Below are 15661 nucleotides of genomic sequence, written 5' to 3'. Positions count from 1 at the left end.
CCATTAAGCCTTTGCATTTTCACGCCATGCTTTGATTGCGCCAGATGCAATTAGACGCACGTCAGAATAAATATTCATGGCGTCATTGCCTACCACCCCTGACATGCCTAGATATTGCATAATAGCCACTCCATTCAATCCGATTACTCCACCCATCGGTGCGATAATCCATTGATCAGATAACACGTAAAAGCACTCCCAGGCTTGCCAGTTTTCAGGCCAAACATGATGAATGTTTTGTTGCGATTCCCCTGATAGCGCATCAGCTTGTTCATGCAGGCCAAGTTCTCTCAATTCGCGGATTATCTCAAAGTCGACAACATTCGCGTCACCGCCTCCAGCCCAAAGATAACCCGAATCTATTAGTTTCCCAAGCGCTGGTTTTCGTGTTCTGCGTAGTTTCCAATTGCAGTCCATGCGCCTTTTACTAGCGCCTTCATGTATGGGACATGCGGAATCATTACAGGTAGTATTTCATCAGCATCATATTTCCCATACTCTCCTGTTTCCGCATCAATCAAGTCTTCAACGCGAATCAGCCATTTTTTAAGAAACTCTTCATCTTTTAGCTTTCCAGCATTGGCCTTTTCAAATTCTATCTTCAAATCATCTTTCGTTCCGCGCTTGTAAACTGCCGTGAATGAATCAGAGCAATCCGGCATAGTAGCGGTTAATTTTATTTTGATTTCTGGCTGTGAGCCTTTAAGTACAATTGCCATTGAAAATACCTGAGTGGTTGATGAAGTATGCCGGATACCACAGATTCACAGTCCGGCGCTGCTGAATCATCACGCCCGTGGTTACGCCTCAGAAAATTATTATGAGAATTCGATTGTTATCGGAGACAGGAAGCGCAAGCCCATTTCATAGCCGAGAACGCCGCCGTTTAAGCTGGCGTCTTTTGCGCTGACTGGCTGCACCTCGTCACACACAAGTCGAATGATTCGCCCTGCAACTGACCCGATAACCATTTCAAAAACAAAACGCTTTACGGCTCCGTCAGTCCTGGCGTACTGGTAAGGATTCCATGCGCCAGTCCCCTGCCAGTCTGGCATTACGCCGGTTATTGTTGCCTCTGGCGTGGCCGGATTTGCCACTGTAAAACCGCTGCACATGGAGGCGTAATATTGCAGGTCAAGGCCAGATAGATTAGGGATTGAGAGCGAATCCAGGCACAAGTCGTTTCCGTTTAACTTGGCAAGTACAACGCTAGATGGGGTTGCAGTATCACACACATACGTTTTCTGTGTGCCGTAGTTGGTGGCTGCGACAGACGTGTTTTGATAGCGTCTTGGTTCAAGATAGTCACCAGTCAGTTTTACCTTGAATGTTGGCCTCTGTCCTGCTTTAACCTCAAGACCGAGAACGCCTTTAGCGCCTTTTGTTTCGTACCACAGATCATAGCCAGTCCCCGTGTCTCGCCTCATCAAAACCGAACCGCTTTTGATGGATGCCAATGCTTCTGGCGTGTAAGCAACCTTTGAACCGGCTGTAACAGTTTCTTTAAATCCGCATGCCTGTAACAGTCCGCCAAATGCAGGAGCAGTTCCAGCCGTGCCTGAAAGAGTTACGGGCAGGTCAAAACTAAATGCATTGCGAAGATTCCCGGATGATACTGGGGCATCACGACTTGAAACGCCATCATATTCATCAACCTGAGAGTCTCCATTTCCGATTTCCGCTGAAAGACCTTTCGTCAAAAGAACACTTGATACAGTTTGGGCTATAGCAGTACCCTCGGTTGTTTCCTTCTGGAAATGCAGAACCTTGTTCTTTTCTGATAGTTTCAAAATCGCCATAGCTGTTACCCTATTTTATTTACCATGTAGAGCTGGGAATATTCCCAAACACCGTTGTCGAAATTAACAAAACGCTCATTCTGTAATTCTGCGATACCGTTCAATGCATCTTCAGCGAGTTCAAGCGCCTCATAAATACCAGCATGTCCTTCACGCACCCGCAGGTTACGAAATAAAAACGACACAACAAATTCATAATTACTGCAACCAAGCCCGCAATCAGAGACAAGCTCTTTTTCACGCCCCTTGTATGCAACCAGCACAGCTCCTTTATTGTGCATGAGGTTGTAATCACGCGGCTGGTCTGGAAATGCCTCAACATGGGCTATCGTCAATTCCATTTTTAGCGCCTCAACAATGGCTTCTTCAATGCCTGCTATTTTAGCTACCAAAACAACCACCATTTTTTGAGGTTTTTGATGGTTATCTCGTTAAGCTCATCACTCAGACTGAGCGGAAGATTTCGCGGGTCTGGCAAGAAACGGCGCTGAGGAATTCTCACTTTCCTTCCATGTCCCGCCATCCCTCCGTAGTTATGGATATTGCTGTATATCAAGTTGCTGCCAATCGTTACGACTTCTCCGTTAGTTTGCGACTGCAAGCTATTCATCAATCTGCCGGTGTCGCGCAGAGTTTTTGCTCCAGAACCGCGCCGCTTCTTTGTAACTTCAGAGAGTGTCGGCCACTTCTCGCCTTCAGGCGTCTTTGCATCGACAAATGAAATGCGAGCAGTATTTATCATGGCTTCCGCGCCTTCCTGTAGGATTCTGCGCGTCATTGATCTACTGGCTCCGGGTATGCGTGGCAATGTGACGCGGATTTCAGCCACGCGCCACCCCGTTATAAATAGCCGTGGGCGCAATTACTGCGTATCCACGGAAAGCGGCTGGTTTGGCCGCTGAGGTATCTATCCCAGGCAATGGGAGTTTTCCTGTTGCAACATTAGACAGATATTCGATGTCCTGCTTGTAATCCCGGTATACCCGGCTCTCATCTGTGCTGCCGTGTTCGTAACGCGCCAACCGGTATCGGGCAATCCTGCAACACATATCCCTTATGTGCGGCGGCGGCGATGACAATGGCGTCATTGTGATGGCAGAAAGGTACTGATCTATTTCCCGCGTTGCCTCACCAAGCGCCTGCGCAATGCTCCAATACGCACGGATAACTTGCTGTTGTTCGGAATCAGGCATATCTGACACATCTGCGCCTGTCGTGTACCTGCGCAAGCTGTCCGGGTTTGCCATCGCTTCATCGACATTCACAGAGCGTTGAGCAAGTTCTGCGTATCCATATCTACCCATACCAACAGGCGTACAGTAGCTAATGGAGCTTGCTGATTCATCGCGCAATCCGAGCGCCGTTTCTATTTCCCGGATAACCCCTGCAATGCCATCCTCACCTGGAATCAATGCCTGCATGTCGGCAAGCTGCACGGCGAGTTGGTTGTAACTTCCCTGCATTGCCCCTGCAAGCGTCAGAATTGCATCGCGCAGTTGCAGTGTGTCCGCATCACCTTCTAGCGCTGCCGCAACTGCCGATGTGTCAATAACTTGTTCAGCCATGCGCGGATACAACCTTTGTGAAATTCAGCCCTTCTTTCTCAACGGTGCAGTGCTCAATGTTTGCTGTGTATCTAGGTATCAGGCTACCGGTCGACACTTCGGCGAATGCGGATGAATACCCCATATAGTCAACCGTTCCGTTTTGAATAATCGGCTCAATCCTATAAGGCAAAAACCGGATGGCTGAAAAAAAATCTGCAACCTGCTCTGGTTTCTGGCTTATAAAATCGGCATCAAAAGCAATACGTCCGAGTTGTTGTGTCTGTATTTTCATGTCGCTGGATTTCCCCGGATTGCTCCGGGGAATGGTTGATACTTTCTTGATTAAACGGCGTAACTGCCACCACCACTGGTGTTACCGATTACGCCGTCATTGTTAGCGTCGGGAACGGTCACTTCTGGCGCATCGCCTGCCGCCGCTCCGGTGATGTCAAACAGCAAGTTTCCCTGTTTTTTGATGTCAACGCCAAATCCCATGGCACCAAGGCCGAACAGACCACCAAAGTCGATGTCGCGGGAAATCAGGTCGATTTCAAATTGGGCTGCGAAGCCTTTTCCAGCCCAATCTGATTGGCTGAATGTGTAGCGGTCGAATTCAGTAGGAAGGCCACTGTCAACTGTTACTTTATCAACAGACATATTGGCAATGCTGCCGTCAGTCAGATTTGCCAGGACGCCGGAAATGTTGCCGTGCGTATCGCGCTGGAAATCCCAGCTTGCAACTTTTGGAGCTTCCAGCAGGGAAGCAAGCACAGATTCCAGTGTCATTGCTTCGCCGTCTACAGTAACTGTGGCGGTTTGCAACAGGGTCTGGAATCCGTCACTGGATACAAGTTCTTGCAAAATTGCTTCGACTTGACCAAGTTCATAATTTTCGAGCTTATCAGCCGCCGCCATCGCAGCATCAATCTGTGGCTGCAAAGCAGTGATCATGTTTTGCAATTCAGTTTTGTTTGCAACGTCAGCATTATTTGCTGCGGTTGCCAGTGCGGTTACAACTGCCGCCATGGAATCAAGTGTAAGGCCATTAGACAGCGCATTGCTGACTGCTGCGGTGTCGATTACTGTTTGAGTTGGCATGTCTTCATTACCTGTATTTTGAGTAAAAACTGTGATGTCGCCCCACATAATTGCGTTTTGCGACAAATGCGATTGATCAGATGTTGCGCTGAATGAAGCAGCTTCTGCGGCTTCCTGAGCACTAGCTGCGTCAACCAAGTAAACCGAAACAGGAACCTTGACATAGCCGGTTTCCCGTCCGTAAACAGTGACGCTTGTAAACTCTGTAATACTTCCTGGCACTTCCTGCGCTGAAAGCTTGTCGTTTCCATCAACTGTTGTCAGGTATTCAGGAGGGTTAAAAATCTCCATTTCTCCCTGGGTTCCTGAAAACAGTAGTTGGATGGCGTCAACGATATTTTTTCCATCGCTGACGTAGTGACGTGATACGAGATATTGAGGCATTTTTATAACCCTGCGTTGTTACCTGGACAGTTCAACCAGCGCCTTTGGCCTGAGCACTACCGGCAGCGGGTTGAATTGTGAGTGGATGTCATAGCCGCGATTGAAGCGCGATTCTTCTACTTTCGCGTAGTAGAGCTGCCCCATTTTGCCGACAGACTCATTGAAATCTGCGGGTGCCGCGTACAGGTTGAAAGTATCCATCGTGCCGAGCGGGTAAGCGTAGGCTTTGCCAGCTTCAATGAACTTTGTGGCCTGCCCTGCCGCATTAGGGGCGACTGCACGGTATTCCTTGAAAACGATTCCGCCGAAACGGAACCCAACCTTGCGAAGGTCGGCTCCGAGCATTGCTGGCGCTTCTGCGGTGGCCGTGTAAGCCGCGTGAACGGATTGATGCTCAATTAGTTCATCAAAGAATTCAGGACTGCACAGCACTTCAACGCCGTTGGATGTGTCACCCAGTAATGCGTCTTCAATCATTCGGGCGACTTCAACGCACTTTGTGCGCACTTTTGTTGTTGTAGTGCCAAGCGCCATTGGTTTTGTTTGTGGAGCTACGCCGTATTCCTGCCACAAGTCAGCAACAACAACGCCAGCACCATCAATCACTTGGCCTTTCAGCGACCCCATCATCAGGTATTCCAGGGTGATTTCGTGCTTAACTTTGTGCTGACCTAAGCGGTCGTTCAGGTAGGTGGCAACGGCCTCTTGAGCGTTTCCGCCGAATGCCCGTAACCCGTTCACATCTTCTGGCGAAACGTGATCATCATGCGGAAAGTGTGGAACCGCGAACGTGCGAACACGGCGGCTTGACCGCTCTACGCCCTGACCCGGTGCGCCTACTGGCTGACTGGTTGAAATTCTGAAAGCGCCTTCGCGCTCTTCGATCACGGCAACGCGGCTTGTCAGCCCCTTGGTACGGAACAGGCCAGATTGCGTGATGTACCCGTACCGAATCGGCATCAAGTCAATAGCCTGACTGATGGCGCGCGTACTGAATGCGCTGAATGGATTCTTTTCAAACATGGCTTACACCCTCACCAGAATGCCGACTTCTGCAATTGCTGCATTCATGGCATTCTTTTGTTCTGCTGTTGCGCCTACAGGGTAGACAAGGCCGGATTCATTCACGATGGCATGACGGGCAAGGACAGTGACCTTTTCGCCGTTCGCTGCGTCATAAATCGCTACTGCGTTTGGCGTGCCTGCTGCCGGTGTGACGGTTGCCGTGCCGTTTGCAATCGTCAGCATTTGACCAAGTGCAATAGCCGATCCTGCCGTTGCTGTGTCGCGGGAGTAAAGAGCGGTAGGTTCTTCGTAGCGGATTACGTCAGATTGACGCTTTCCAAGCGTGTCGATAACTGGCATTGTTTACGCCCCCTTTGCCAATTTCAGCAGCATGTTATCTGCGCTGAGTTCTTGTTTACTGCTGCCTCCATCGTCAGGCTTGATGTCATGAGATAACAGGCTGCTTGCTGATGTCGCTTTATGGCCTGCCGCAACACTGGAAATCAGGCTACTGATCTGCTCAAACTGGGCATCATCAAGGCCTGATAATGCGGCTGTTTGATCTGCCGTCAGTTCCAGCTTGCTATTGTCTGCCAGTTGCTTGATTTGTGCTGCGCGGGCTTTTGTCTTTTCCGCTGCGAGCGCGACCTGTGCCACCTGAAGCTCTGCCTGCACTTGTGATAGTTGCGTCTGATATTTGGCTGCGTCTTCGCTCATGGCGTTTGCTTCCATTGTTGGTTTGACCTGCTGCGCCGAAAGCGCCTTGGCCGTTGTGTTGGTATCCGCCCCTACTGGGACAAACGATATTTCGTTAATCCGGCAATTACGGCAGATGTAAGCCGGTGCGTTGATCACGCGCCCGTTAACGCTGGTTGTGCCAGACTCAAGCCTTTCAACGCTGCGGGCTGAGATTCCGACCGACATCTGCCACGGGAAACCGGCCTTGCTTTCCGATTGAACGGCCATCCCATGATCATTAGGAAGGAAACTGCCCTTTATCGCCAATGTATCGGTAATCACGGATGCCGTGATTACACCAGCACGCTGGTTTGAGTCATGATTAACCAGTGCGGCAATAGGTGCATTTGCCGTTGTGCTTGACAGGTCAAACACATAGCTGTCTCCATACAGCGTCACTACGTCTCCCGTGTATGCAATGCCCTCAAAAATCGCTGACTCAGTTTTACCCGAGCCAGCGTCACCACCAGAGGAGTTGTCTTTGAGATTGAAAGATGCTTGGAGAGAGAAGTTTTTCACGCCCGCCCTGACATTACTGGACTGATTAATTGTGTAAATGATATGTCAATTAATATCTGATGTAAAGTTTACATAGTATCAGGCACCTCCTGCCTTCGCCGCACCAACCTGGGAATCCCTGAACCATGCTTGGTCTATATATCCGCCACAACCAAAAGAAGGCTCAACCCGATAGCCATAGCATGATTCTCCGTGATAGGCGGGCAATTCAAACCGTGCCGTGCGCCTATGGCTCGCTGCCACCCCAATCACTCGATGCCTTGTTATTACTACGCGCACCTTTCCAGAGTTAAACCAAGTAAATACCTCTTGCCCCACATTAAACAATTGCCGCGCTGCTTTACTGTCTCGTTTACTCATAAACACCTCTTGTCAGATAATGTAAAAAAAAGATTTACATAAAAAAAGCTATTTAGCATACTATGCACATCAGGACGGAACACGGCAAGGATGCCAGAAAAAACAAACCAATCACAAAAAAGAGGTATCAAACCATGTTCACTTCAAATCAAAAATTCGTTGCTACTTTTGCTTCTTCAATGTTCTGTTTTGCAGTTATGGCTTCCGCTGATAAAGCATTTGCAGCTTGCTCTACTGAATCTATTTCAAACCTTAGCATCGAAAGCGCACTTTCCACCATTACGCACCATCCTGTTTCAGAAATTAACGTCTGCAAAGTTGGAAACATCCACCAAGCACAAAATGGTTACGTTTCAGCAAGAGTAACATACGTCATCGATAAATCATCCATGTACGAAAATCCGTGCGACACGATGCCAAATCAGGCCGCAACAGTCACTGTAAAAGGTTCTTGCTAAATCAATAAAGTTGACGCCAAGGATGGCGTCTACATATAAAAAGAGGTATCAACAATGGAAACTTTCACTAAATATTTTTCAGCCGGTGTCATGGGTCTTGTAATGGCTGCAATTTCACTGAATACGTGTGCATGGGAAAAAGATGGAGGAATGCAAGCAGAAGCAAAGCGGGTTGTTTCTGAATTCTATGGAAACGACAAAATCAAACATGCAGAATGTAATGAATCTACAGGCCACTGTGAAGTGACTGATATTACTGGCGACCGCATCAGTCTTGAATGTGTAAAGACAGCAGCAGGCAGATACGCATGCGTTCCTAAATAAAGGTTAAAAACATGAACACCCAAAATTGCGCAGTATGCAAAAACTGCACAACAACAAAAGGCAGTAGAATGATAATAGGAGGTAAAATTCCCGTTACCATCGAAGAAACAAAACGAACTTGTTTATTCCATGTTCGCTTAAAGGATAAAAGCTGCGTGAATTACAAGCCAACACACAACTGAACAAAAAAGGCCGGGTGACTCCGGCCTTTTTCATGGCAATGAAAGATGAAACTTAAAGTGATCATATCAACCCGGTTCGGGCGAAAAACATGGAATGACAGAATCCATGACGGAGAAACAAAAGAGCAGGCCATAGAGCGAGTATTACAGCTTGCTGATTACTTCCATGGCGGTGCCACCATGATAATGGCTACTACCGATTCCGACCAAACAACGACCGAATAGCCGCAAGCCCAGTCATCAATCCTTTCAACAATCCACGGAAAAGCGGATGGTACTGTTCGATCTTTCTATCAAGTGAGCTTTCTTCACCAGCCGTGCGGTCACTGCACGGCGAGTACCCCCAGCCAGGGTCATGCCCGCCTGGCGGGTTTTCCGTTATTCCTCCGCGCGCCTTTGCCTGCTTTTCTGTTAGGCTAATAACTGAACATCTGCAACCAAATCCGTTTGGTGGCGTATGCTTCGCCCACCACTCATCACCTACTGGCCTTATGACGCCATCCATCTTTAAGTGCGCCGGTCTTGTCCTGCTGTCACCAACCGCCGAGTACATCAGATACGGCCTTGACGCCTTGTTTTCCTCAAAGTTTCTGCATTTGCCATGGGCGTAAGCTGTCTGGCTATGCATCCTGAAAACAAGCTCTATCCGGTGCTGCGGCAATCCAGGCATTAAGTCGCCTGATTCAACTTTTCGCTGCCAATCACGAAACGTTCCACCAGACCGCGTGTTTGCGTCCAGGCTGTCGAGTATCGCCTGTAACGCATCCAGCCGGTTTATTCCCGACACTGTAAACGCAAGATCACGCGCCGCCGTTGCGCGAATGTCGTAATAGTCCTGTGGAAGCTTTACTTTGCGTTTTGGCAGGCTATCGAAAAGCGCACTGAAGTCGGGTAGGCTCATGAAAACAACCCAGGCAAGAATCCGGCAATCCTGAATGCAGCAAGCGCTCCGAAGACCGTACCGAATGAGAGCACGAACCGGTGCAGGAATACCAGCAGAAAGGCGGTAATCGCCGCTATTGCTGTGACTGGATTGTTTTGCGCGTTGTTTGATGGCGTAATCATGAGAATATCCTAAACCCGTTGATAAAACGCGCAATACCGGCAACCATCCGCCAAGCGGCAATGGAAAGCAGCTTTATTACTTCCACCCGGCATTCCTCGCTTCCTGGAAGTCACTTTTCCTGGTATCGATAATAAGGCTTGCCGTTGTTGCCAGCATTTCATCCAGCAAGTCGTTTACGGCATCAACTGTGAAATCATGACTACCTGAATAGCGCAACTCCTCAAGAGCGCCGTACAGCTTTTGCAGTTCTGGCTTACTTCCATCTTGCAGTGAGTTGGCTCTGACGTACCTTACGCCAGACAAGTGCAGGATGGCTGGCGCTTTCGCCTTCGCAGTATTCATCCCAATACAGGGTTCATTAATTTCTGTCATCTAACACCCCAATTTCAGCTTGCTCATAACCCAAAATATCAGCCGCAAACAGCAGCGCCGCCAGCGCGTCGGTGTACTGCTGTTCGGGCTGCACTGATTCGTACCAGTTCGACAGCCGTTCCGCCAAATCGTCTGGACTTTTCGCCTTGGCAATCAGGCCGCGCAACTCTTCATAATTGACAGGGCTTCCTGCCAGCCTGATAGCCTCATCTGCAATCCGGTCTAATTCTTGCTGCCATTCGTCTGCGGCGTCGCCTTCGGTTCCGGCAAGGGCGAACCCTGCGCCTGCATGTTGCGTAACTGGCTCCATCGGCCTTTTCTGATGACCTGATAATACTGCCTGCGTTTGGCTTGCCCCGACTTCCTCAATGTCTTCATCCTCAAATTCGTAATTCTTGATGTAGTAATCCCGCGAAAACCGCACGCCGGAATCAAACAGAACCTTATCACGGTCAGCCCGGTCTTTCGCCAGCGTTGCGCCGGTTTCGATGGTGAGCGTAGGCGGTTGCGTTCCGGGGAAATTGATTTCAACCAGTGCATTGATGACCGCCTGTAGTGCTGGCCTGATCATGGCAACGTCAGCCGCCACAATCTCATTACGCACATCGTTATGCACCTCACCCAGCGCCTGAGAGCCTACGCCCTGCGTTCCACTGGTGAGTGTTTGCCCCAAGATGCGCCGCTGGATGCGTTCGTTGATGGCCTGTTGGGCTGCCCGGAATGATTCGCCATTTCCTGCACTGCTGATGGCTGTCACGTCTTCGTCATTACTGACCACTGCCACCCCTGCATTAACCGCACTGGCAAGCATTGCCGCCATGGCATCAACGGTTGATGTGCCGTCTGCCGTCATACCTTGCGCAGCTTTACCCAACAGCAGAGGAGCACCAAACCGCTCCAGGTATCGCGCCCAAAATTCCCAGGTGTGGGTTCTGAGCAGGACTACCCAGTACAGGGATGACAGCAGGGCAGTTCCAGCCGGTTTGCCAGCCGTCCGCCGATGGATGACCGGGAAGAATTTCAGCCTCAAGTCAGGGTGAGCGTCTACGCGGTGTTCCTGCCCGTTGATGCGGACGTATACAGCCCCGGTGTTGTCCGTGGCGTAGGCCGTTGTCCGGTGTGGCTGGTAGTGGGCAATAACCCACTTTCCGCCGTCCTGTCTGTATGTGATCTGTGGGCAGGTCATGCCGTACAGCACCGCCCGCATAAACTCACCTACCAGCGCAGTGTAATGTGGCTGCAACTGTTCCCAGACGAAAATAGCAACCTCTGATTCAGGGTCAGACAACCCCCACGGGCGCTGCTCTACAGCAAGGCTGCGCTTTTCCCAGCATGATGCTATTTCATCATCATCCAGCAGCTTTTCAAGGTCATCAATGGATAACCCGGCTTTCAGCAGGGCTTCATCAACATATTGAAACCGCTCAAACCACCGAATCACGCCATCTACCGAATAATCCTCGGATAATGCCCCGGCAGCAGGCCGCTGCCGTGCGGGTGGCTGTGGTTTTGATGCTGATTTGAGCCTGAAGAAGTCAAGGAAAGCCATACAGTTTACCGATGAAAAGTTTACATGATCATAACAAAAAAACGGGTCAGTACCTACGCTGCCCAGCCGCCACGTACACCCGCCCGGAGTTTTCGCGCATCCAGTTGAGCGCCTGCGAGGTGCTATCAACCTGATCGTCATGCGCGGCCATTGGGAATGTAGTCAGTTCAGCGAGGTATTCAGCCACCCATTCAGCAGATTCAGGCAGGCGCACAAGCCCGGATTCCATCAGGCCGGTGCATGATTCAAGTCGGTCTATCTTGTCGCCTTGTGGCTGGATTGCGATAACCGGAAGTCTGCCAAGTACGCCAGTTCTCGCCCGCTGAATCAGGCTTTGCCCGCTGCTTTTGTCTTCGATAAGAATAATGTGCGGCTTCCACTTTGCGGCCCGATCCTGCACTGCCCGTTCCAGCGCTGGGTATTCCAACCAAGCGCGGTACACGTCCAGCAGGTAATAACCATCCGCGCATTCCGCCCAGGTGGTGCATACACTTGGGTCATTCCGTTCTTTTTTCGATTTCTGCCCAGTATCCCAGCTTTGCACCATCCTGATTACCCGTGGTGGAAGCAGGGTAAAGCGGTTCGTAAACCATGACTCTTTGACCATTCCGCCGCCAATTGGGACCGGTCGCTGCATGTATTGCCCTGCGAAGTCGTAAGGCTTGCTTGCCTGCATCCGGTGCAATTCGTCGATGTTGTGCTTGTAAGGCCATAGCGCCGTGCCGTCTTGCTGGATTGCAGGTAAGTAGACGTGCTCCCACTTTTCCCCGTTACCACCGCCAAGCAGCCACCCGCTCAAATCGTCTTCATGCAGTCGCTGCATGATAAGGATGATCGGGGTTTCTTGGGAGTTGAGGCGTGTTTCCACCGTACCCTGAAACCAGTCAATTACCGTCTGGCGGGATACTGCGCTGCGTTTGGCTTCAAGTGCTTTATGCACATCGTCCAAAATGTAAGCTCCGTGAAACTCAACAGGATTGGTGGAGCCAGCCCCAAACCCGGTAATAGTCCCTTCTGCACCACTGGCGTAAAACGTTCCGCCTTGCCCTGTCTTCCACCAATGCCGCGCCTTACTGTCATCCTGTAGCGTCGTATACGGGAAAACCTGCTGATAGGCGTCATGCTGAATCATTGCGCGTATTGAATAACTGTTTTTTGCAGCCAGCACCGCAGAATATGAAGAGTGCAGGAATTCAGATGCGGGATTGTGACCGAACGCCCACGATGTGAAACACTCAACCGCCAGCAGTGTTTTTGAATACCGTGGCGGTAAATTGATAATCAGCCGTGGAGCGAGTCCAGCAAACGCACGTAGCAAAGCCTTGGCTATAACTCCGTGGTGGTGATTCCACTTGAATTCCTTCCCCTTGGTTGACTGGAATATATACCGAACAAATGCCGGGAAGTTTGACCGCAGAAATACCCGGTTTTCCTCATTCATCCGCGCCCAACAATTCAAGCCGCAACTGGTTGGCTATGGAGTCGTATTTCTTCGCTGTTTCGTCGGTAACGGTTGCCTCTACCGTCTGGCGTGGCCTGCCCTCTGCCCTGTCCAGTATTTCCTTGCAGGCAGACACGCGGGCGCTTGCAGGCGCTTCCTGGTTTTCGGCAATTTCGCGTAAGGCATTCAAGGCTGAATCAATCAGGCTTGCCGCCTTATCCCGCGTCGTTTTCGTCTGCTTTGATTCGTTCCGAGCCATCCTTAAACGCCTCTTTCAGTTCTACTAGCTTCATTCTGTGCTCGTGTTCGCGTTGTTCGCGCCGGTCTTTTCGGTATTGGAAGATGACGCCGGTCAGCCATGCCAGCAAGCCCATCAGCACAGTAAACGCCCCAGCGTTCTGCTCAAAGAAGAGCATGACGCCGCCAATCAAATTCAAAATGAAGCCAGTAATGCCCCATCCGCCCCCGCCGTTCTGTGGCTGCATTGTGGAATATCCTCTTTGTCTTGTTATTGCAGCCGATACTTCAGCCGTCAGCATGTTGCTGTTTCCTGATCTTACGGCGAGACGTTATGGCCGCTGTATATGCAGCCATTGCAGCGATCACCAAGACAGAGAAGGCGATCATTATTGACAGGTAAGTTGCACATGAATTGCCAACATCCGCCCTTGCATCAGATGTTTGAATCAGCAGTCCAGCAGCGATAAGAGCCAGACCGAACCTTTGCAGCATCAGGCCGATCATGACAATTTAGGCTTGATTGTTTTGAATTTTCGGAAGTAGGCGATCAGTGACCCGCCGCCAATGACAATCCACGTCAATACGTCTTCAACTGTTCCTGGCGGAAGATCAAGCCCGTATCGGGCAAGCAGTGCGCTCGCAATCATCGCGCCTACCGCTCCGAGAATCTTGCTTTGTGCAGTTGGCTTGCTGTTTGCTCTGTCTTCACGCCAGCGCAAAAACTCTGTCATTTCATCGTTTGGAGTGGATGTGTTAGCGTTTTCCTGCTCATGCTGAATAACGCTTCCAATAGGAACAAGATCACCACTTCCATTCCATACTGGTAGTGTTTCGCCGTCGGCTGTTGTTGTGTATTCATCCGGGCGCTGTTCCTGCCCATCAATGTTTCCCGATGGGTTTTGACCTTCCCACATTGAAACTTCGGCATCACGCCGGTTCTCAAGTCCCTTGACGACAACCTTTCTACCGCCGATGGTTGTTTTATTCCATCTGCGGATTTGAGCAGGAACCTGTTCATACGCTCCCTTGTTCAGGAGTTTCAACAGTGTTGATTTTTCAAAGGCAGGTTCGCCAATATTGAATGCGAAGGAGACAAGGGCGTCAAACTGGTATTGCTCCAATGAAACCTTCACGGAACGCTCTACAGCATCTTCAAAACGTGATACATCATCAAGCATCAGGTTCATGATTTCGGCGTGGTTCATTCCACTCCTGAAATCCACAACGTCACCATTTGTTAGGTAGATTTTCCCGCTTGACCGCTCAGATTGCGTAAGGACATGACCTACGCCGACAGTCGGAATACCGGATGAATCCCGGTAAACCTCGCCGCGAACACCCTCAATGTTCATCAGCATCTTCAATCCTGCCGTGCTAATTTTAAGCTGCTTTGCCATTTGCTACACCGTCAGTTATGACAATTAATCGTATAAATACAGTATAACAAAGATTTACATAAAAACGGAAAGGCCGGGATGTGCCCGGCTTGTGTTTGGTTTGAAATTGATCTGATTAGTAGCGCTTGCCGCCGTCCTTCGCCCGGTTTTCTGGCTTGTGGTCTGCCCGTTTCGCGTTGTAGCGCAGCTTTTCCGTGATTGCGCCGCCTAGGTCAAGGCCGTGATGTCCGGCAACATCATGGATTTTGCCGTCTTGATGTCTCTGGCGCTTTCGCCGTCGAAAATCAATTCTTGATTAAGTCCTGTTTTCATCTTTCAATACCTCTTTTTTCTCAACCAAAACCGAAAATTCACACCCTGCACAAGCGCGGGCATGACACATATCAACTGAGTTGCAGCGATACACCGGCTTTTCAGGAAATTCCGCACCTGCAAAGCCGATAATCTCACCGCAAAACCCATCATTGAGCATTTCAGCCTGCAACACCTCCGAGTAGTGGTGCGCCTTCTTCAGGTCTTCATCGCCGCCTTTCCTGTGGTGGCGCATCATGTACTTGATGACGTTGCCTTTCAGGTAGCCCAGCCACTCTTCACGGGTCAGGCTTTCGCGCATCACGTCAAACGGCTGGATGCTTGCTCCTGTATAGTGTGTTCCGCCGACCTGCTTACTGCTTTGCATTTGCGCCACTCCTGATATTAATCACATCTTCTCGCTTCCAGACTTTCATCAGGCCACCGTAAAAATTACCGCCTTGATCAACCCTGCGAACAAGTGCAGGTTGTGGAAGTTTTCCAGCATCAATCCAGCGATACATAGCAGTCATGCTTATGCCGAGAATTGCGCAAACGTCAGCCGCGCAAACGTCTTGTTCATTTACTGGCGTAATCCATTCAGGATGCTTCTCAATCCACTGATTGACAGTTTCACGCTTCCACAGGTGCGCCCCAGTGAAAGTCTGTCCATCAAAATTATTGAATTCTCCACAGCGAACCATTTCAAATACTTTTGCAGTCTGAATTCCAATACGTTTTGCGACATCAGCAGCCCGCATCATTTCCTTTACGTTCTCCATATTGTTTTAACATCTCCTTTCTAAGTTCATCTTGCGCCTGCCCACTCTCCAAAATGGGCAGGAACAAGGTTATTTATTTGCTAATACCCATGAACACCCATGGGGTCAC

23 protein-coding genes are annotated in these 15661 nt (G+C 50.0%); 2 read left to right on the top strand and 21 right to left on the bottom strand.

All coding sequences use genetic code 11. The features are described from left to right. Positions 1–3: 3 nt before the first annotated feature. From VSS37_RS03440 to VSS37_RS03390, 11 genes are all read right to left on the bottom strand, one after another. On the bottom strand, positions 4–417 hold the full coding sequence (locus tag VSS37_RS03440) for a DUF1799 domain-containing protein (protein WP_324693258.1): 414 nt from the start codon (positions 415–417) through the stop codon (positions 4–6). Further along, complete coding sequence (locus tag VSS37_RS03435) at positions 363–719, bottom strand: hypothetical protein (protein ID WP_324693257.1); 357 nt, start codon at positions 717–719, stop codon at positions 363–365. The genes VSS37_RS03440 and VSS37_RS03435 overlap by 55 nt, the downstream gene beginning before the upstream one ends. Before the next feature lie 99 nt (positions 720–818). Further along, positions 819–1799, bottom strand: a complete 981-nt coding sequence (locus VSS37_RS03430; protein ID WP_324693256.1) for a hypothetical protein — start codon at positions 1797–1799, stop codon at positions 819–821. A gap of 5 nt (positions 1800–1804) precedes the next feature. Continuing rightward, entirely contained in the window at positions 1805–2191 is a 387-nt protein-coding gene (locus VSS37_RS03425; protein ID WP_324693255.1) for a Gp37 family protein, read from the bottom strand. Next, entirely contained in the window at positions 2185–2628 is a 444-nt protein-coding gene (locus tag VSS37_RS03420) for a phage virion morphogenesis protein (RefSeq protein ID WP_324693254.1), read from the bottom strand. The genes VSS37_RS03425 and VSS37_RS03420 overlap by 7 nt, the downstream gene beginning before the upstream one ends. Then, positions 2621–3364: a phage protein Gp36 family protein gene (locus VSS37_RS03415; RefSeq protein ID WP_324693253.1), complete on the bottom strand. Its 744-nt coding sequence runs from the start codon at positions 3362–3364 to the stop codon at positions 2621–2623. Before VSS37_RS03415 ends, VSS37_RS03420 begins: the two co-directional genes overlap by 8 nt. Beyond that, entirely contained in the window at positions 3357–3638 is a 282-nt protein-coding gene (locus VSS37_RS03410; RefSeq protein WP_324693251.1) for a hypothetical protein, read from the bottom strand. The genes VSS37_RS03415 and VSS37_RS03410 overlap by 8 nt, the downstream gene beginning before the upstream one ends. A 50-nt stretch (positions 3639–3688) precedes the next feature. Continuing rightward, entirely contained in the window at positions 3689–4828 is a 1140-nt protein-coding gene (locus VSS37_RS03405) for a hypothetical protein (protein WP_324693250.1), read from the bottom strand. Between the two features lie 18 nt (positions 4829–4846). After that, on the bottom strand, positions 4847–5851 hold the full coding sequence (locus tag VSS37_RS03400; protein ID WP_324693249.1) for a major capsid protein: 1005 nt from the start codon (positions 5849–5851) through the stop codon (positions 4847–4849). A gap of 3 nt (positions 5852–5854) precedes the next feature. After that, a complete protein-coding gene (locus VSS37_RS03395; RefSeq protein ID WP_324693248.1) occupies positions 5855–6193 on the bottom strand; it encodes a head decoration protein in 339 nt (112 codons plus the stop codon). A gap of 3 nt (positions 6194–6196) precedes the next feature. Further along, positions 6197–7090: a hypothetical protein gene (locus VSS37_RS03390; protein WP_324693246.1), complete on the bottom strand. Its 894-nt coding sequence runs from the start codon at positions 7088–7090 to the stop codon at positions 6197–6199. Between the two features lie 494 nt (positions 7091–7584). Here VSS37_RS03390 and VSS37_RS03385 point away from each other — a divergent pair, with 494 nt between their 5' ends. Continuing rightward, complete coding sequence (locus VSS37_RS03385) at positions 7585–7908, top strand: hypothetical protein (protein ID WP_324693245.1); 324 nt, start codon at positions 7585–7587, stop codon at positions 7906–7908. Positions 7909–7962: 54 nt separating this feature from the next. Then, positions 7963–8232, top strand: coding sequence for a hypothetical protein (locus VSS37_RS03380; RefSeq protein ID WP_324693243.1), 270 nt, complete (start codon positions 7963–7965; stop codon positions 8230–8232). Positions 8233–8607: 375 nt separating this feature from the next. Here VSS37_RS03380 and VSS37_RS03375 read toward each other — a convergent pair whose 3' ends face one another. From VSS37_RS03375 to VSS37_RS03330, 10 genes are all read right to left on the bottom strand, one after another. Next, complete coding sequence (locus VSS37_RS03375; protein WP_324693242.1) at positions 8608–9522, bottom strand: phage head morphogenesis protein; 915 nt, start codon at positions 9520–9522, stop codon at positions 8608–8610. 33 nt (positions 9523–9555) lie between these two features. Next, the gene (locus tag VSS37_RS03370) at positions 9556–9852 is read right to left on the bottom strand and encodes a hypothetical protein (RefSeq protein ID WP_324693241.1); all 297 of its coding nucleotides are present in this window, start codon (positions 9850–9852) and stop codon (positions 9556–9558) included. Further along, positions 9839–11401, bottom strand: a complete 1563-nt coding sequence (locus VSS37_RS03365; protein WP_324693240.1) for a phage portal protein family protein — start codon at positions 11399–11401, stop codon at positions 9839–9841. Before VSS37_RS03365 ends, VSS37_RS03370 begins: the two co-directional genes overlap by 14 nt. A gap of 46 nt (positions 11402–11447) precedes the next feature. Then, entirely contained in the window at positions 11448–12533 is a 1086-nt protein-coding gene (gene terL / locus VSS37_RS03360) for a phage terminase large subunit (protein ID WP_324693238.1), read from the bottom strand. A 301-nt stretch (positions 12534–12834) separates the two neighbouring features. Then, positions 12835–13032 carry a hypothetical protein gene (locus VSS37_RS03355; RefSeq protein ID WP_324693237.1) on the bottom strand — a complete coding sequence of 66 codons (198 nt, stop codon included), beginning with the start codon at positions 13030–13032 and terminating at the stop codon, positions 12835–12837. 25 nt (positions 13033–13057) lie between these two features. Then, positions 13058–13381 (bottom strand): hypothetical protein, encoded by a 324-nt coding sequence (locus VSS37_RS03350; protein WP_324693236.1) that lies wholly within the window; start codon positions 13379–13381, stop codon positions 13058–13060. Beyond that, on the bottom strand, positions 13368–13586 hold the full coding sequence (locus tag VSS37_RS03345) for a hypothetical protein (RefSeq protein ID WP_324693235.1): 219 nt from the start codon (positions 13584–13586) through the stop codon (positions 13368–13370). The genes VSS37_RS03350 and VSS37_RS03345 overlap by 14 nt, the downstream gene beginning before the upstream one ends. Continuing rightward, positions 13583–14479, bottom strand: a complete 897-nt coding sequence (locus VSS37_RS03340) for a lysozyme (RefSeq protein ID WP_324693234.1) — start codon at positions 14477–14479, stop codon at positions 13583–13585. Before VSS37_RS03340 ends, VSS37_RS03345 begins: the two co-directional genes overlap by 4 nt. A gap of 295 nt (positions 14480–14774) precedes the next feature. Further along, positions 14775–15158: a DUF3310 domain-containing protein gene (locus VSS37_RS03335; RefSeq protein WP_324693233.1), complete on the bottom strand. Its 384-nt coding sequence runs from the start codon at positions 15156–15158 to the stop codon at positions 14775–14777. Next, positions 15145–15552: a helix-turn-helix transcriptional regulator gene (locus VSS37_RS03330; RefSeq protein WP_324693232.1), complete on the bottom strand. Its 408-nt coding sequence runs from the start codon at positions 15550–15552 to the stop codon at positions 15145–15147. Before VSS37_RS03330 ends, VSS37_RS03335 begins: the two co-directional genes overlap by 14 nt. Positions 15553–15661: the final 109 nt, after the last annotated feature.

The sequence above is a fragment of the Candidatus Thiothrix phosphatis genome (genome assembly GCF_035668035.1).
Taxonomy (GTDB): domain Bacteria; phylum Pseudomonadota; class Gammaproteobacteria; order Thiotrichales; family Thiotrichaceae; genus Thiothrix; species Thiothrix phosphatis.
The sequence above is the reverse complement of the archived record's forward strand: the minus strand, read 5'-3'. Positions and strand labels throughout refer to the sequence as shown.

Coding starts and splice junctions, on each gene's coding strand:
- VSS37_RS03440 (WP_324693258.1), bottom strand. CDS start 417: ATGGACTGCAATTGGAAACTACGCAGAACACGAAAACCAGCGCTTGGG.
- VSS37_RS03435 (WP_324693257.1), bottom strand. CDS start 719: ATGGCAATTGTACTTAAAGGCTCACAGCCAGAAATCAAAATAAAATTA.
- VSS37_RS03430 (WP_324693256.1), bottom strand. CDS start 1,799: ATGGCGATTTTGAAACTATCAGAAAAGAACAAGGTTCTGCATTTCCAG.
- VSS37_RS03415 (WP_324693253.1), bottom strand. CDS start 3,364: ATGGCTGAACAAGTTATTGACACATCGGCAGTTGCGGCAGCGCTAGAA.
- VSS37_RS03410 (WP_324693251.1), bottom strand. CDS start 3,638: ATGAAAATACAGACACAACAACTCGGACGTATTGCTTTTGATGCCGAT.
- VSS37_RS03405 (WP_324693250.1), bottom strand. CDS start 4,828: ATGCCTCAATATCTCGTATCACGTCACTACGTCAGCGATGGAAAAAAT.
- VSS37_RS03400 (WP_324693249.1), bottom strand. CDS start 5,851: ATGTTTGAAAAGAATCCATTCAGCGCATTCAGTACGCGCGCCATCAGT.
- VSS37_RS03395 (WP_324693248.1), bottom strand. CDS start 6,193: ATGCCAGTTATCGACACGCTTGGAAAGCGTCAATCTGACGTAATCCGC.
- VSS37_RS03385 (WP_324693245.1), top strand. CDS start 7,585: ATGTTCACTTCAAATCAAAAATTCGTTGCTACTTTTGCTTCTTCAATG.
- VSS37_RS03380 (WP_324693243.1), top strand. CDS start 7,963: ATGGAAACTTTCACTAAATATTTTTCAGCCGGTGTCATGGGTCTTGTA.
- VSS37_RS03370 (WP_324693241.1), bottom strand. CDS start 9,852: ATGACAGAAATTAATGAACCCTGTATTGGGATGAATACTGCGAAGGCG.
- VSS37_RS03365 (WP_324693240.1), bottom strand. CDS start 11,401: ATGGCTTTCCTTGACTTCTTCAGGCTCAAATCAGCATCAAAACCACAG.
- terL (WP_324693238.1), bottom strand. CDS start 12,533: ATGATTCAGCATGACGCCTATCAGCAGGTTTTCCCGTATACGACGCTA.
- VSS37_RS03350 (WP_324693236.1), bottom strand. CDS start 13,381: ATGCTGACGGCTGAAGTATCGGCTGCAATAACAAGACAAAGAGGATAT.
- VSS37_RS03345 (WP_324693235.1), bottom strand. CDS start 13,586: ATGATCGGCCTGATGCTGCAAAGGTTCGGTCTGGCTCTTATCGCTGCT.
- VSS37_RS03340 (WP_324693234.1), bottom strand. CDS start 14,479: ATGGCAAAGCAGCTTAAAATTAGCACGGCAGGATTGAAGATGCTGATG.
- VSS37_RS03335 (WP_324693233.1), bottom strand. CDS start 15,158: ATGCAAAGCAGTAAGCAGGTCGGCGGAACACACTATACAGGAGCAAGC.
- VSS37_RS03330 (WP_324693232.1), bottom strand. CDS start 15,552: ATGGAGAACGTAAAGGAAATGATGCGGGCTGCTGATGTCGCAAAACGT.